The organism is Brevundimonas sp. P7753, assembly GCF_013386595.1.
Taxonomy (GTDB): Bacteria; Pseudomonadota; Alphaproteobacteria; order Caulobacterales; family Caulobacteraceae; genus Brevundimonas; species Brevundimonas bullata.
The window spans coordinates 1-16228 of sequence record NZ_JACARP010000014.1 but is presented as its reverse complement, the minus strand read 5'-3'; the positions used below and the strand labels follow the sequence as shown (position 1 = coordinate 16228).

Genomic DNA, 16228 nt, shown 5'->3' with positions numbered 1-16228 from the left:
GTCGGCCTCCCTCCCGCTGTCAGTTACTCGCCGAAGCCGAGGAAGCGGCTGGTGATGATGGCGGGGATGTCGCCGGTCTTGGGACGGGCGCGTTCAGCCAGACGGGCGGCCTCGGCCACCACCGAACTGCTGGCCGAGGAGGCGGCCGTCAGGGCGCCGGTATTGACCGCCGCCACGGCCGGAATGCCTACCGCGTCGCCCTGGACCTCGATGTTGGCGGCGTTGACCACCTGGAGCGCGGCCAGGTTGACGTCGCCAGAGACCCGGATGCCCGCCTCGCCCGCGTCGATCGTGCCCAGAGGCGCGATCAGGTCTACGTCGCCCGCCGGGATTTCCGGGATGGGGTTCAGGGTGGCGATGCCGGCGCCGGTGTTCTGGGTCGGCGGCGACAGGGTGACATTGCCGTAGCCGTCATAGACCCGGCGCGGCGGCTGATAGACGGCGGTCGATTTGGACCCCCGCCCGGCGTTGATGTCGCCCTCGGCCGACCACATCAAAAGATCGCCGCCGAAGGTGGTGAAGACCCGGCTCTGGCCCAGCAGCACCGACTTCAGCGAGTAGATGTCGATATCGCCCGAGCCCATGGACAGGATGCCCGCCGTCGAAGGCGGCGCCACCCCGCCCACGCCGACCACCGCCTGACCGCCGGCCACCAACATCTCGATGTCGCCGCCGAACAGGGTGCGCACGCCCGACCCGCCGAACAGGGTCAGATCCCCGGCGTAGGAGATGGCCTGACCCTGCGCGTCCTTATCGGGGAAGAGGGCGGCGATGGCGTTGCGACCGCGCAGATAGCTGCTGAAACGCGGACCATTGGGGTCGTTGTATTCGCGACCGCCCGCCTTCAGCTCGTCGAAATAGACCCGTCGGGCGAAGACGCCGCGCTGCTGGCGATCCAGACCGTTGAAGTAGGTCAGAGCGTCTTCGGAGCCGGACGCCTCGTAGCCGAAGCGATCCTTCAGCCACTGGACCAGTTCGACGTCGTAGGTCTTGACCACCTTGCCGTCCTGATCGGCCAGGGGCCGCCCGACCTCGGCCAGATTGGCCGGGTCCAGATACAGATCGGTGAAGGCGTCATAGTTGGGACCGCCCGCCCCGACCCCGGTCAGGATCGAGATTCCGGCCCCGCCGTTGCGGGTCGAGGGCGACAGGTCGAACAGCGGGCCGACGCTGGTGAAGCGACCGTTGTCCGCCTGATAGATGTTGCGCCCCGCCTCGACGACCAGGTTGCCCGGACCGGCCACCGTCATGTTGCCGTAGATGATGTCCCGACCCGCCGAGATCAGCGAGATGTCGGCGGGGTCGTTGTGCACCACCAGACCGCCCTGGTTGAAGACGCCGAACAGATAGGCGGCGGCGCGGCATTCCGCCGGACCGCCCGGCGGGCAACCCAGACCCGTGCCGGTGCCGAGGTTGACGATGTCGCGCGAGGCCCGAAGATCGACCGGACCCGAGTTCACATAGAGCTGCGACTGCCCCTCATAGGTCATGAAGCCGAAGCTCACGTTGCTGATGTCGCCGTTCGCCGCATAGAAGAGCGCAGGCGCCTTGCGGCCGGCGATCAGGGTTCCCGTGGCCGTGTCCTTCTGGAAGGCCGTCAGTCCGCCGATGCTCATGGCGTTGCCCTGAACAGGCTTCACCGCGTTCGGGTCCGCCGTCACGAAGTTGCGCCATTCCGTGATCCACACCGGACGGAACGGATTGGGCAGCAGGTCCAGAGCGTTGGACATCCCCGACAGGGCGATCGGTCGACCGGCGGCGAAGGGGCCGGCGCTGTCTGTGGCCCGGAAGCCGCCGCCCAGGATCGACACCCCGGCCAGGAACTCGACCTGCCCCAGGGGCGACGGCGCCAGCTCTAGCGGCAGGATGCCTGCGTTGCAGTTGTAGTCGTCGCATCGACCGGCGTTCCAGTAGATGTTGCCCTGGGCCGCCGTGACCCGAAGGATCGGCGGATACCAGTAACGGCCTTCACGACCGCCCGCATCGCCGTCGCCCCCGGTGATCGGGGTCACGTCGCCGCCGGCGCTGAACAGGTCGATGTGGGTGTCGTCCCTCCACAGCGAGAAGCTGGTCTGCATGATCAGGCCGTCGGGGCGGATGAACTGACCCGAAGCATTCACATAGCCGACCGAGACGCCCGCGATAGAGGTGACGGTCGAGCCGGGATCGCCGATGCCGGTCAGGACCAGATCGCCCCGCGTATTGAGGCTGGCGCTCCCGTCTCCCAGAACCAGGGTGACGCCGCCAAAGGCGTCCTGGAACGGCGTCCGCAGCGGATCAAAGCGACGCGGGTCCAGTTCATCCCGCCCGCCGACGTAGGCCGTGGCGCCTACGCCCCCCGCCATGATGGCCGTATCGCCCCGCAGGTTGACGACGCCGCCGCCCGCCAGGGGCGAAGGCGTGGCTGCGCCCGCTCCGGCGTTCAGCGTGCCGCCCAGGCGAATGTCGATGTCGCCGCCGCCGGTCTGGACCACCGTACCGTCCACGACGACGCCGGCGTTGCGGATGACCGAAGTCACACGCCCCGTGCCGCCGACGGCGAAGTTCAGCGCCGTGCTGGCGATCCGGCCCAGGTTGCTGTCGGGATAGCCGGCCGAGTTCAGGGCCCAGTTTTGATGCACCCCGGCGTCGCCGCCTGCGCGCACGATCAGATTGCCGCCGCCCAGGGCCCCGATGCCCATGAAGCCTTCCAGCAGGGGAGCGTTGAAGTTGACGTAGTCGTTGAAGCTGCCGGCGTTGTTCGGGACATAGCCGCCGAAGTTGATCCACCAGGCGGTGGGCACGTCCTGCCCCAGTTGCGCCGACTGACCGTCGGTGACGCCATAGCCGCCCTGACGCCACAGCCAGTTGCCGACCGAGCCGCTGCCGACCCGCTGGTAGCCAGAGTCGCGATCTGTAGCGTAGCCGGTCAGTCGCCCCTGAACCGCCAGCATCAGATCGCCGCCGTGCTCGGGATACCAGGCCTGATAGTCCTGGTTCGAGGCGGCGTAGCCGTCGAAGTTCTGACCGATCCACGGATTGGCCATGCCGCTGGACCCCGCCAGCGTCGCGCGCGGCTGGTTGTAGACGTTATGACCGTCCAGCGTCAGCCCGCCGATCTCCGCCGAGGGCGTACCCGCCGTATAGACGCCGAACAGCGACATCTGCTCGTAGTCGCCGCCCGCCAGCAGGTCCAGCGAGCCGACCCCGGTGCGGATGACGCTGAAGTTCTGCATCAGCTTCATGCCGGTCAGCCAGTTGGGCGAGAACCCGTCCGCCGCCGAGGCCTGCGGATTGACGTAGTGACGGTCCGACAGGGTCAGGTCGCCCGAATGGCCTGCATTGGCCAGGTCGGTCGCCGCACGCAGAGTGCGCCCGTCCGACGAACCGATGTCGGCGCCCGCGACGAAGCGCATCGACCAGGACTGCGATCCCGCCGCCAGCATCGGCGCCACGGCCCAGATACGGCCCTGCGTCCCGTCAGCCTGAACCGGCCGAGTGTTGTGCAGGGTCTGACCAAGCGGCTGCAGGTTGACGCCCGCCGGCACGGTCACGCCTGCCGCCAGGGTGATGTTGCGGTTCAGCGCGACCTCGCCCTCGAACACATTGATCGGGGTCCCGGCAGGCACCCGCGAAGCGAGGATGCCGAAGCTGTCGCCCACGTCAGTCGGAATGACGGTTCCCGAGCCGTAATAGGCCCCAGGCTCGATATAGCTGGTGACGGTCGCGCCTGCCGCATAGAGGGGCGCCGACCCCGCCTCGAAGGCTGCGCGGCTGGCCCAGATGGGCGCCGTCGCCGTCCACCCCGTGGCGAAAATGTAGTCGTACTCGCTGCTGACGAAATCGAAGGGAATGATCGTCCCCGAGAAAACGCGGCTGTTGTCACGCACCTCGATCTCGAAACCCAGCACCAGGTCGGAATCCCGCCCGCCGAGGAAGGTGGTGACGCCCGGCGCGATCGGATCGCCGCGCATGACATAGGCCGCGTCCAGCACCACCGGATCGCGCATCAGGCCGAACAGACCCGCGATGGCGATATTGGTGTTGCGCGGCAGGATGTCGCCGGCCTGAAGCTGCGTCGCCTCGGACAGCTTCAACTGCGCCGGCAAGGGCGTGTCCTTGGGCCAGGTCGTCGCCTGCAAGGCCACCGTCATCGGGAACATGGCGCCCTGCTCCAGCCGCGCATTGGCGGGCAGGATCGTGCCGGCTTCGAGGATCGATCCCCGTGCAATGACGCTGCCGTCCGGCAGATGGATAGCCGAGGTCGCCACCCAGTCCTGCGGCAGGGTCACGGCCTGGGCCAGACGCGTCTCCGCGCCGATCACCGTGTTGCCCAGGACGCTGAAGCCGTCGACCGGCGCGTCGAAGGTCAGCTTGACGCCGGTCGGGAAACTGGCGCCGGCGGCCAGCTTCACCGGAGCCGACAGCTGGTGGTCTGCCGGCCAGACGCCGACGCCGCCCGCTTCGCTGGTACCATACAGCACCCAGCCGTTGTCGTCCGGCGTGCGCGCAGGCTCGCCGAAGCCGTCGGTGATGCTGCCGTAGATGTTCAGGTCGTCGGCGGCGCGAACCAGCAGGACGCCGGCCTCGCCTGAGCCATAGACGCCGGTCATCTGCGTGTCGGCGTTCAGGCTGGCGTAGCGATAGCCGGCCAGGTTCAGGTCCCCCGATACGCTCAGGCTCTGACCCGGCGCGCTGGCCAGCTCCACGCCCGGACGTAGATGGAATGCGTCCTGATAGGCGCGCAGTCCCGCCAGACGCTCCAACAGGGCCTGGTTGACGATGGCGGCGTTGATAAAGGCCGTGCTGTCCAGATGGATGTCATCCATCAGGGCCTGACTGATGACGCCGCCTGCCGGTTGATAGGTGCGGAAACCGTTGACCGACAGGCTGTCGGCGCCCTTGATCGTCAACGCGCCGCCCGCCTGAATGGCGATGTCATTGCCGCCCAGACGCGGGGCGTTCAGCTCGACCCGGCCCCGGTTCACGCCGTCCGGCGACGACAGATCCAGCGTCGCCCCCGACGTCAGGGTCAGGGTTCCGGCCCCGCTGGCCAGTTCTATATTGGCGCGGTTGGACGCCTCGATCGGCGCGCCATAGCCGTCGACCGCCACAGTGTCGGCCCTGGCGTCCAGCACCGCCGTCGCGGCCAGGGTCAGGTCGTCGCCCGCCGACAGGCGGATCGCGCCGGGGCGTGCGCCGCTGGCGTCGATGCGGCCGTTGACGATCAGATCGCCGCCGTCCGCCGCGATCGTCACCTGACGCGCCTTGACCTCGTCGCCGATGACCAGGTCGCCGGTCTTGATGACGAAGCTGCGGCTCTCGGTGACGCCGCTTTCGGTCAGGCGCTCGTTCAGGTCCTTGAAGTCGCTGACCACGTTGGCGCGGATGTCGATGGAGCCGTTGCGCAGCGAGGCGTCAGGCGCCTTGTCGCCGTTGCGGGCGTGGGCCTCGATAACGCCGTCCAGCGTCGCCGCGCCGTTCAGCGCCGTGACCTTCAACGTGCCCGCATGGTTGTAGTCGGCGCTCAGGTCGATCTTGGACCCCGAGGATAGGACGACGTCGCCCTTTGCGCTTTCCAGCTCGACGTCGCCGCCCCAGCTGTAGCGGGTCTCATCGAAGAAGTCGGTCGCCCTGCCCGCCATGTCGAGGCGCGCATTCTGACCCAGGACGATATCGCCCTCGGTCGCCGTCAGGACCAGTCGGCCGCTGGGCAGGGCGATGGTGGTGTCCGCCGTGATGCTGGCGGCGGTCATCTTGATCTCGGCGCCCAGCTGCGGCTTGGCGGTCTCGGCCGCCGTGGCGCCCGCAGGCGCGCTCAGGTTGATCGCGCCGCCCGCCTTGTAGTGCAGGCTGGACCCGGCCTGTCCGGTCAGCAGCGGCGTGGTCAGGTTCAGCGTGCCGCCCTGCCCCGCCTGACCATAGACGGCCTGCGACTGATAGACGGCCAGATCGCCCTTGTGGTTGGCCTCGATGCGCTGCGTCGCCGTCAGGTTGACGGTGCTGAAACCCAGGGCCAGCCGGTTCAGCGGCAGGTTGGCGCTGATCGCCAGCCCGTCCTGGTAGCCCAGGACGATGCGGTCGGCGATCAGGTTCAGCGTGCCCAGCCCTTCGCCCGGCCCGCCGTGGATCGGCGCGCCCGGCAAGCCGGTGATGACGGCCGCGTTCCACTGGTCGCCCTGGACGCCCAGAACGCCATTCCACACCAGGGTTCCGGTCGTGATCTGGGCCACGTCGCCCGCGTCGCCTGCGCCGTAGAGGGCCGGAGTGTTCAGCACCAGTTGCAGCTTCGAAACGCCGGTGGCCGCGTCGCGGGTGTCCAGGCTGACCGAGCCATAGAAGTTGACCGACTGGCTGGCCGACAGGATCAGCCGCTCCAGCTTGGGCGCGCCCGCGCTCTGGTCGCCCGCCATCAGACGGTCCAGCACAGACTGGTTCAACGCGATGCCCGAGGGCAGGACGCCGTCCGTCGCCGCCTCGGCCAGGGCCGCGCTGGTCCCGATGTTCACCGCACCCGAGGCGAAGGCCAGGTAGCGCGCGCCATAGTTGACGTTCTCACCCAGGCTGACCGCGCCGGGGGTGACGAAGCTGAGCGTGCCGTCGGAATAGAGGGACGCGCCGTCCTGTACGGTGATGACGCCCGTGCTGCCGGCGGCGGCCGTATTGCTGGTGAACTCCAGCAGGCCGTTCGACACGGCCAGCAGGTTCACATTGTTGGCCATCAGCGTGTAGCCCATGGTCGAGTCAAAGGCCGGGTCGCCCTTGCCCAGGGTCGTGATCCGTGCGCCGGATTCGACCAGAATGTCGGCGTTGCGGTCGGCGACCAGTAGGACCTGCGGCCCCTCCAGCACTGCGCCTTCGCGCACGACGACGCCGGCGAAGCCGCTGTAGCTGAAGTTGGGCTGGTTGGGCATGCCGGCGCCGACCAGCACCTGGATGCTGTTCGACAGACTGGTGGAGACCCGGTGCGACACCCCGCCCAGGGTCATGATCCGCGCGCCGACCGCATTCAGGTCGGACGCATAGAGAGACAGGGACTTCTCGGAGCCCGTCGCGCCGTCGGCCAGGATCTCCAGGGTGTAGTCGCCGCTGCTGTAGTAGGAGCCGGCGACGACGGCGAGCGCGCCGCCCAGGCCGCCCTTGGCTGCATCGAACAGACCCTTGCCCTTGAAGGAGAAGGCCGGACGATCACTGTCGGCCTTGGGCGGGGTCAGGGCCAGAAGGAAGGTCTTGCCGTCCTCGGGCAGGATCGGCAGCGGATTATTGAACTGAGCCGACGCCGGCGCCTTGAGCAGGAATTCGCCGAAGCTGGTCTCATTGTACTGGGAATAGGTGCGGACCACCTTGGCCGGGGTCAGGATGGCCTCGACCTTCAGGGCGCTGCGGATGTCGGTGTTGGCGATCGAGGTGGTCACGCCCAGGTGGGTCGACCCATCCGCCAGATGCGTCAGGTTTCCGCTGCCCGCCGGCAGGTTGGACCCCAGCTCCACCCGGAAGGCGCCGTTCATCAGCGCGTATTCGGCGGGCAGCAGGGTATAGACGCCCGCCGCCAGACCCTCGATTCCGGCCGGAATGACGATCTGCTGGCCGACGCCTGGCTGGGCGTGACCGTCAATGGTCGTCGGCGCGACCGAGCCGCCATAGGACGGCACGATGGCGTAGACCTTATTGTCGGCGTGGCTCAGACCATCGAAGGCCGGGCTCAGATTGGCCAGCGCCGTCTTCAGGACGTCGACCGAACCGCCGCGACCGGGAACAAAGCCCGCGCCCGCCGGCGTGCCGCCGCCCGAGAGGTCCAGCACCGAACCTTCATCGGCCCGCAGCGACCCCACCACGGTGACGCCCTGGCTGTTCAGGGTGGACTTGAGGTCGGCGCCGTTCAGACGCCAGATCAGGCCGTCGATGGTCCCGCCGTAGGGAATGACCAGATCCTTGGCGCTGGCCGAGGTCAGGCTGCCGGGCAGCAGGTTCACTTCCGAAGTCGTGACCGACACCTCGCTCCAGTAGTTTTGGCCGGGCTCCAGCTGGTCGAGGCCGGGAACAAACTTGTCGCCGCCGACGCCCAGAACGATCGAGCCGAGCGGCGCGCGCAGCACCCCGCCCTGATTGATGATGTCGGCGCCCACGGTCAGCGAACCATAGAGCGACAACGGCGCGGCGGGCGTCGCCCCCTCCAGCTTGTGGAAGCTGACGACGCCTCCGGGCACCAGGGAGTTGTAGGAGTTGGTCGTGCCGGGAATGGTGTAGACGTACTTGCCCGCATAGATGGCCGCGGTCGCGCCGGTCGTCGGATAGATCTGGGCGGCGGTCAGCGAGATATTGCTGATCGCATTGACCTCGCCGCCGGTCATGCGGATGTCGCTGCGGCTGACCACGTCGATCTGACCGTGCGCGGCGTATTCGTAGTCAAGCTGGCGACCGCCCGACAGGCCGATCGAGCCGTTGACGCCGAAACGGGCCCCGCCCATGTCGACCAGACCGCCCGTGATCGTCAGCCGGCCCGCGCCGATCTCCGGCATCTTGAACAGGGCCGGACGGCCGTCTTCCGAGCGGACCAGGTTGTTGCCGTTCATCGAGCCGGCGGCGACGAACCGGACGTAGGCGGCGCTCAGGCTGGAATCGAGGTCTGCGCTGTCGCCCATCGCGCCGATGGTCCCCGACAGGGTCAGGTTGCGCGCCAGCTTCAGGTTCACCGCCCCGTCCAGCAGGACGACGTCCGACGAGTCCAGGGTCAGGCTGCCGAAGCCCCCCGCCGTGATCTGGTCCACCCCGATCCGCGCCTGACCGACCACATCGGCCAAGCCGTCATTGGCGGCCATGGCGTCGGCGACCAGTTGGCCCGGCGTCCAGCAGCCGGTGACGCAGTCGCCATATTGCAGGTCCGCCGTCAGACCGCTGTCTTGTTCCTGGCCCAGGATGATGCTGCGCAGACGGCGCATGTAGTCGGGCATGTCGCGCGAGCCGAGGCCCAACTGCGCCACATAGGGCGTGTTCAAAGTAACCGACAGCAGCCCGCCCGAGGCGCCGGCGCCGCCCGCATGGGCCCGCATGTCGCCGTCGAGGAAGATGCCGTACTGCGACTGGAAGCGGATCGCGCCGCCGTCGCTGGCGACCGTCAGGGTCCCCTTGTCGCCCGTCAGCGCCGAGGTCAGATAGTCAATCTCGGTCGAGGCGCCCGAGGCGTCCAGAACGGCGCCGGGACGCACCACCACATAGGCCGCGCGCTTGCCGCCGACCGTGATCTCGCCGCCCTTGGAGACGTGGCCGTAACGCGCGCCGTCGGCGCCCAGGGCGCTCACGCCCCGACCCGAAACGTCGATGACGCTGTTCTCGCCCAGCCACAGGGCGGTGGTCGGGTTGTAGACGATTTCCGAAGGCTGATAGTCGCGCCGTTCGTTCTCTTCGCGACCCGCGAGCAGCGTCACCTTGCCGCCGCGCGCCTCGATACGGCCGTCGATCCTCATGCCCTCCATCGCGGTCAGGCTGACCGACTGACCGTCGTCGACGCGGATGCTCGCGCCCTCGGCCAGGACCAGTTCGCCGATCGGGCGCGGGTCGGTTATGGGGTTGCCATAGCCGGTCATCCAGTTGCGCTCGCTGAGGCCGTGGGCCGTCAGATTGAGGCTGGCCCCCTGACGCTGGACGAACCGGCCGTTGGCCGCGTCCTCGCGCAGCATGTCCGGCGTCCACAGCTCCATGGCGTCCTGCGGCGCCGCGCCGCTGGCGATGTTGGCGCTGTCAGCCGTAAAGCGACGCACCGGCGCACTGACATCCAGCTGGCCGCCGACATGCAGGTCGCCGCCTGCGCGGATGTCGTAGCGAGAGAAGCCGGTCTGGAAGAGGTCGGCCTCAAGGTGCAGAGGCTTGGCGACCTTGATTGCGGTCTGGAACACGGTCCCGGCGGTGACGGTCCGCCCCGCCGGCAGGATCAGATCGGCCTGGAGAATCTCGCCCTTGGCGTAGGTGTAGGCGACCGGCGGAATGCTGATGCCGTCCGGCCAGATTTCGGCCGGAACGATCGTGCCACCCGGCAACTGCCCATAGCCCAGCTCGATATAGAAGCCGGCCGGCAACACCGTCCCGCCGAAATACATCTTGTAGTCGGCGTCATAGACCTCCACCCCATCCGGGATCGTCCATTCGCCGGTCAGGGTGATGCCGGAGAACTCGACATTGGCCGTGCCCGGCAGCGGCTGTCCGGCCGGGATCCGGTCCACCGTATAGCTATAGTCGAACGGCAGGGCCTCGCCGGCCTTCAGCACCAGTTCTTCCAGAAGCTGCAGGTCCATGGGCGCGGGCTCGCCCGCAGCCAGTTCCTCGCCGCCGCCCAGCACGGCCTCGCCGATGGTGATCGGGCGACCAGCAGCCGAGACCGTCAGCGTGCCGCCTGCCTTCTCGCCTGAGCCATAGGCGTGAATGGCGCCGTCCAGCGTCAGTTGGCCCATGACGGCGCGCGGCTCGGCGCCGACGGCCAGGCCGACCGAGCCGCCCTTGGCGCCGACCGTCTTGCCGTCCAGCAGGACAGCCCCGCCCGCCGAGACGTCGATCAGGCTGTCCTTCGACAGGGTCAGGTTGCCCTGGCGGCTTTCCAGCATGACCGAGCCGCCTTCGAGGTGCGCCAGGTCGCGAACGTCGCCGCCGGTCTTCACATTGGCCCACAGGCCGCTGGCGTCCAGCGTCACGCCCTCCCCGACCGTCAGGTCCGTCACGGCGGTGCAGCCCGCGCTGCAAGGCGGAACCGCGGCCAGTGAGATCGAGCCGCTGCGGGCCGTGATGTCGGCCTCGACGTCTATGGTCTGAGCCCGCATGGCCACGTCGCCGCCGGGGCTCAGGGTCAGGTCCCCCTCGATCTTGATGGAGCCGCCGTTGACGCGCAGCGAACCCAGTCCCGCCTCGCTCAGGGCCTCAGCCGACAGGAGGACGGTGTTCAGCAGATCCGGCATCAGCGCCGCCCCCGCCTCGACCCCGACCGAGCCGCCGCCTTCGCCCACGATCACCGTGTTGGCGAACGGAACTTCCTGCGTCAGGACGGGCGCATAGGTCTGGTGCAGCTTGTTGCCGACATAGAGGCCGCCTGCCAGCGGGGTGACGTTCTGAGGCAGGTCATAGCCGTCCAGACGTTGCGGGAAGTCACCCGAGATCCCGCCGTCCTTGATAACCGGCGGGGTCGTCGGGCGCACGCCCGTCTGGCGGTCGCCGACCACCACGTCAGCGACGATCTGGCCGTCGAACAGGACGGTCGGCGCCGACAGCGACAGGACGCCTGCGTCGCGCCCGACGGTATAGCCCGCCTCCCAACGCACGCTGCGCGACGAATTGAACAGGGGCTGGGCATAGACCTCCTGGAAGGCTGCGCCCCAGCGGTCATGATTGACGACGAAGGCGTTGCCTACGGCCAGCATCTTCACGCCCGCCGGCGCCTTGCCGAGATCGTACAACTTGCCGTCCGAGCCCAGCATCCGCGTCGATTGGATATAGCCGGCGGCGTAGTCCAGCGACCCGCCCGAGATGTCGAACACCGCGCCCTTGTGGGCCACGATCTCCTTGCTGGAGATGGCGATGGTCCCGCCCTGAGCCGCCCACTCGCCTATGCCGTGGGCGGTGTTGCCCAGATGGCCGCCGACCTCGATCAGGCCGCCCGGCGTGTAGTAGCGATCGCCCTCATGACCGCCCGTGCCGCTGGGCAGCAGGATCAGGTCGCGGATATCGATCCAGACGTCGTTGTTCTTGAGGCCTTCACCCTCGCGGTTCAGCGGCGAGTCGCGCAGCTCGAACGGCTGGATGTTCACCTTGAGATTGTTGGAAGCCATGTCCATGGCCACGTCGCGCACGCCCGAGACGTTCAGTTCGGCGCCGTCGTGGACCGTGGTGCGCTTCATCGCCACAACGGCGATCTGGCCGCCCTGGGCGATGGTCTGGGACGCCCCCTGGAACTCGACCGAGCCGCCGGTGGAGATCTCGACCCGCGACATGTCCTTGCGGTCGGGCAGCATGTAGCTGAGCCGGTTGATGCCCTGGTTGTTCAACAGGATGGTGCTGCCGACACCGAGGGCCGATTCCGCCAGCAGGGCGTCACGCTGGGCGTTGGTCGCCGTGGCGTCGCTGTCGAGTTCCGGCAGGATCAGGGTCAGGCTGTCGTCGGTCAGGGTGACGCTGGACTCGGCGTCGCTCAGGTCCGTCAGCAGGTGAACGGTGCCGCGCGTATTGACCGAGGTGGTGGCGATGGCCACGCCGTCCTGAACCACGTGACGTCCGGCCAGAGTGATATCGCCCTCGGTCGCTTCGACCACGCCGCTGTTGACCACCCGGCCGGCGTCGCTGCCGGCGTTCAGGGTGATGGCGACTTCCTGACCGCGCGTGGTCGAGCTCGGATTGCCCGCCGTACCGTAACCCGGACGCAGGATGAAGTTGTCGCCCGCCGCCAGAAGGGTCTGGCCCCGAGCCGTGACGATGGAGCCGGCGTTCTCGACCTCGGACCCCATCAGAGCGACGAAGCCGCCGCCCTCGACGACGGTGGCCGGTTTGGTCGTGGTGATCCGCGCGCCCGCCTCGACCTTCACCGCGCCGCTGGCGTTGGTGAAGGCCGGCGTCAGGATCGGCGGCTCCCACCAGTTGGGGCTGGGCGTCTCGGTCGCGTAGATGCCGCGCTCACGGAACTGGATGTCCGAGATATTGGCCGTGGAGGCGATCAGGTTGCGGACGTTGACCTGCGAGGCGCCGCCGAAAATGATGCCGTTGCGGTTGATGATGTAGACCGAGCCGTCAGCCTTGATGCTGCCCAGAATCTTGGTCGGATCAGCGCTCGCGTCGGTGACGCGGTTCAGGGCGACCCAGTCGGAACGGCCCTGCTGGTTGAAGACCAGGTCCGTCTCGCGACCGACGTTGAAGCTGTCCCAGGTCAGGATGGCCTTCTGCTCGGTCTGGCCGACAGTGACCGTGGTGCGGCCATCCGCCTCCGTCGTCTGGGTCGGACCATTGGCGCCGATCCACAGATTGGGGTCCAGGGTCACGCCGTCGGCGACCTGAAGCCCGCCCTGCCCCAGGCCGTTGGGGATATGGCTCTGAGCGGCCTGAGCGGCGGCGCGGGCGGCGTTCTGGGCCGCGCTCATAGCGCTGCGCGTGGCGGCGGCGCGGGCGAAGGAGGCGATGGCGCGCTGGCTCGCGGACGACGCCTGAGCCGCGCGACCGGCCTCGGCCTGGATGGCCTGGCTGACGGCAGCGGTCGGATTGGCGCCCGCCCCGCCCCGGCTGCCGAAGCCGCCCCGGTTCTGGGCCTCGGCCGCGCCGGCGACGATCAGGGAGCCGAGCGAGGCGCCGACCAGCAGACGGCGGCGCAGCGAACGCGAGTCGAGACGGATCATCGGGCGATCTCCAGAGGAGCAGAGGCCGCGAGCGCGGCTGTCTGGCGAATGAGGGAGCAGACGGGGCGCGGGGCGCCCTCGGCCTGAGAAAGGGAAAGGTCGGGGCGGCTCATGGGCGTCCTCCCGGTCGCGACGACGGCGCGGGCCGCGCGGGACGCTGGGGATGGACGGACTGGCCGAAGTTCGAGCCCAGCCGCTGGCGCACAGCGGTCTGGCTGACGACGCCGACGGTCAGGTCGGACGAGCGCACGTCGGGCGTCGGCGCCTCGAAGGCGGCGCGGGCCTGGCTCTGGGCGATGCGGGCGGCGCGTTGCAACGCCTCGGCGGCGCAATCCAGATGACCGGCGCGATCACCCCCGACATCGACCTGAACGCAAAGACTGACGGACGGCGACGCGGGCGCAGAATCCTGAGCCAGGGCCGCTGCGGGCGCAAGCGCCAGCAGCGGAAGAAGACGGGCCGCTTTGACAGGGGATATGCCAAGGCGGCCCGCCCGCATCGCCTCGCCCCGGAACGGGCGTGAACCGGGCGAGACGACGAACCGAGAGCGCATGACGACAGCGTCCGCACAGGCGCGCGCCATCGACCCGTCGAAGGCGACGCGGCGAAGGGTCGAGCGCAGAAGGGCGAAAGCCGTCGTCATGGCGCGGATCAGAACCGGGTCAGCAGGTCGATCAGCAGGCGATCCGCCGACAGGGGCGCGCCGGCGATCTCCTCGGCCGACAGCCAGCGGGCGCTGACCGCCGTGTTCTTGCCGAAGGCGTAGGCGCCGCCGACCATCCAGCCCTGCGAGTTAGTCCCGCCGAGGTGGAAATCGCTGTCGGTGAAGGCGTCCAGAACCGCGTCGGATTCGAGATGGCGATAGCCGGCGTGAACATTCCAGTCGCCGCGCGACGCCAGGTCCAGCCGGCCCGCCGTCAGCTTGACCGACCAGCCTGACGAGCCGCCGTCCCAGGCGCCCGGCAGAGTGACGGTCCCGTTGGCGTTGGTCGGATCAGGAACGGTCGTCGACGGGCCGAGGTTGTTGACCGCGCGCAGACGCATCATGGCGTCGTCGAGACCCAGGTTCTCGACATAGTCGCCCTCGACCCGGAAGCCGACGCCGTCAAAGGCGTTGAAGTCCAGGCTGGCGCGGACGTTCAGCACCTCATAGGCCGAGGCCAGGCCGAAATACTGGTTCTCGGGGCTGGTGATCGGGTTCAGCGGATCGGCGACCACATTGCGGATCGGGAACATGGTGTTGCCGAACTGCTGGAACTGCGGACGCGTCGGGTCGGTGTCGCAGACGGTTTCGTAGAACTGGCAGGGCTTGGAGACCTCGCCCTCCACGCCGTCGAAGTTGAAGTAGCCGACGGCGGCGCGCACGCGCACGTCGTCGCGCGGCGTCCAGTCCAGGCCCAGCTGGGCCGCCAGCAGGTACTTGTCCCGGCTCTCGAACGGCCCGCCCTTGCCTTCCGGCGCATTGCGCGAGCCGAAGTTGAAGTCGGTGTTGAAAATGGGGAAGGCGCCGGCCGTGCCGAAGACGGCGAACCCCGAGTTCAGCGCATGGCGCGCCGAGACAGCCACCCCGTCGAAGTTCAGGTCGTCGTCAAACACCAGATCGCCGGTCCAGAAGGGATTGCCGAAGCGGCCGAAGTCCAGGGCCACGTCCTGAACCGGGGTCAGGCGGATGGCCGCGCGATCCAGCCACAGGGCGTATTTGCCGAACTCGTCGCCGCCGCCGAGCGTCTGGTTGGTCGAGACGGGCGAGCTGTCATTGCCGGTGGCCACGCGCACCTCGGCCGAGATCCAGCTGTCGATCTGGGCCTTCAGGCCGAAGCGGGCGCGGATGCGGGCGCGCTGGCGGTCTTCCAGGGTGTTGAGGTAGGGCGGGCCGACATAGCCCGGCGTCTTGTCGTTGATGTTCTGGCCGGGCCCGCCGTTGATCGCGCCGTAATCGACGAAGATGTCGGCGTTATTGTCGTCCATGAAGACGCCTTCGCCGCGCACGCGAATGTCGCCCGACAGGGTGATGCCGCGCGTCCATTCCGGCGTCTGGCCGGGCGCCGACCAGCCCTGGGCCTGAGCCTGGGTTCCCAGTTCGGCGCGCAGTTCTTCCTTGATCTGATCGCGGACGACCTGCGGGATATAGGGGATGGTCTGCACCCCGTTGGCCACGCCGCCGGCCGGGACCGGCGCAGGGGTCGGAGCGACCGTCGCCTGGGCCAGCAGGCCGTCGGCCTCCTCGCGAGTGACCAGGCCCTTGGCGACCATCAGCTCCAGCAGCTTGGCGGAGTCGACGGTCTGGGCGAAGGCCGGCTGGGCGGCCAGCAGGCTGAGGCCTGCGGCGCAGGCCATCAGGGCCGGTTTGAGGCGGTTAGGACGGTTCATTTACGATAATCCCCAGGAGTGTCAGGAGGGAGGTCAGGCGCCGCTTCGGGCGTTCAGTTCGATACGCATGACGGGCAGGCCGTCGGGCGGGCGGCGGGATAGCTTCAGGCCGGTCAGGGCGCGTTGCAGGGCGGCGTCGCGACGGGCGTCGCCGGTGCCGCGCAGCAGACGGACCGAGGTGATCCGGCCCTCGGCGTCGACCGTGACCGCCAGTTGGGCGGAGTAGCGGCCCCGGCTCAGGTCGCGTTCGCCCTGGACGGCCTGGGTCACTTCACGACGGGCCAGCTCGCCATAGGCGCCGAAACCGCCGTCGCCGCCGCCGGGACGCCCGCCGATGCGGGTCCCCGAGCCGTCGCCGCGCGCCAGACCGTAGTTGGACGGCCCGGCCCCTTCGCGGGCGGTCAGGGCGCTGTCCCCGACCGTCGGTTCAGACGGCGCATCCGGCGGCGGAGGCGCAGCCTCGACCGGCTGATCCATCGGGGTCGGCGTCGGCTCGGGCGGCTTCTCTTGCACCACCT

At 68.7% G+C, this 16228-nt stretch carries 4 protein-coding genes; all 4 read right to left on the bottom strand.

Features of this window, described 5'->3' with window-relative positions; genetic code table 11:
* Positions 1-23 precede the first annotated feature (23 nt).
* The gene (locus tag HX774_RS03195) at positions 24-13340 is read right to left on the bottom strand and encodes a filamentous haemagglutinin family protein (RefSeq protein WP_178824157.1); all 13317 of its coding nucleotides are present in this window, start codon (positions 13338-13340) and stop codon (positions 24-26) included.
* A 109-nt stretch (positions 13341-13449) separates the two neighbouring features.
* Positions 13450-13983: a hypothetical protein gene (locus HX774_RS03190; RefSeq protein WP_178824155.1), complete on the bottom strand. Its 534-nt coding sequence runs from the start codon at positions 13981-13983 to the stop codon at positions 13450-13452.
* Between the two features lie 8 nt (positions 13984-13991).
* Positions 13992-15710 (bottom strand): putative porin, encoded by a 1719-nt coding sequence (locus tag HX774_RS03185; RefSeq protein ID WP_178824153.1) that lies wholly within the window; start codon positions 15708-15710, stop codon positions 13992-13994.
* 33 nt (positions 15711-15743) lie between these two features.
* On the bottom strand, positions 15744-16228 hold a 485-nt coding region (locus HX774_RS03180; RefSeq protein ID WP_178824151.1), incomplete at its 5' end, for a TonB C-terminal domain-containing protein.

Excerpts from the sequence above, each read along its gene's own strand:
- HX774_RS03195 (WP_178824157.1), bottom strand. The coding sequence starts at position 13,340 with ATGATCCGTCTCGACTCGCGTTCGCTGCGCCGCCGTCTGCTGGTCGGC.
- HX774_RS03190 (WP_178824155.1), bottom strand. The coding sequence starts at position 13,983 with ATGACGACGGCTTTCGCCCTTCTGCGCTCGACCCTTCGCCGCGTCGCC.
- HX774_RS03185 (WP_178824153.1), bottom strand. The coding sequence starts at position 15,710 with ATGAACCGTCCTAACCGCCTCAAACCGGCCCTGATGGCCTGCGCCGCA.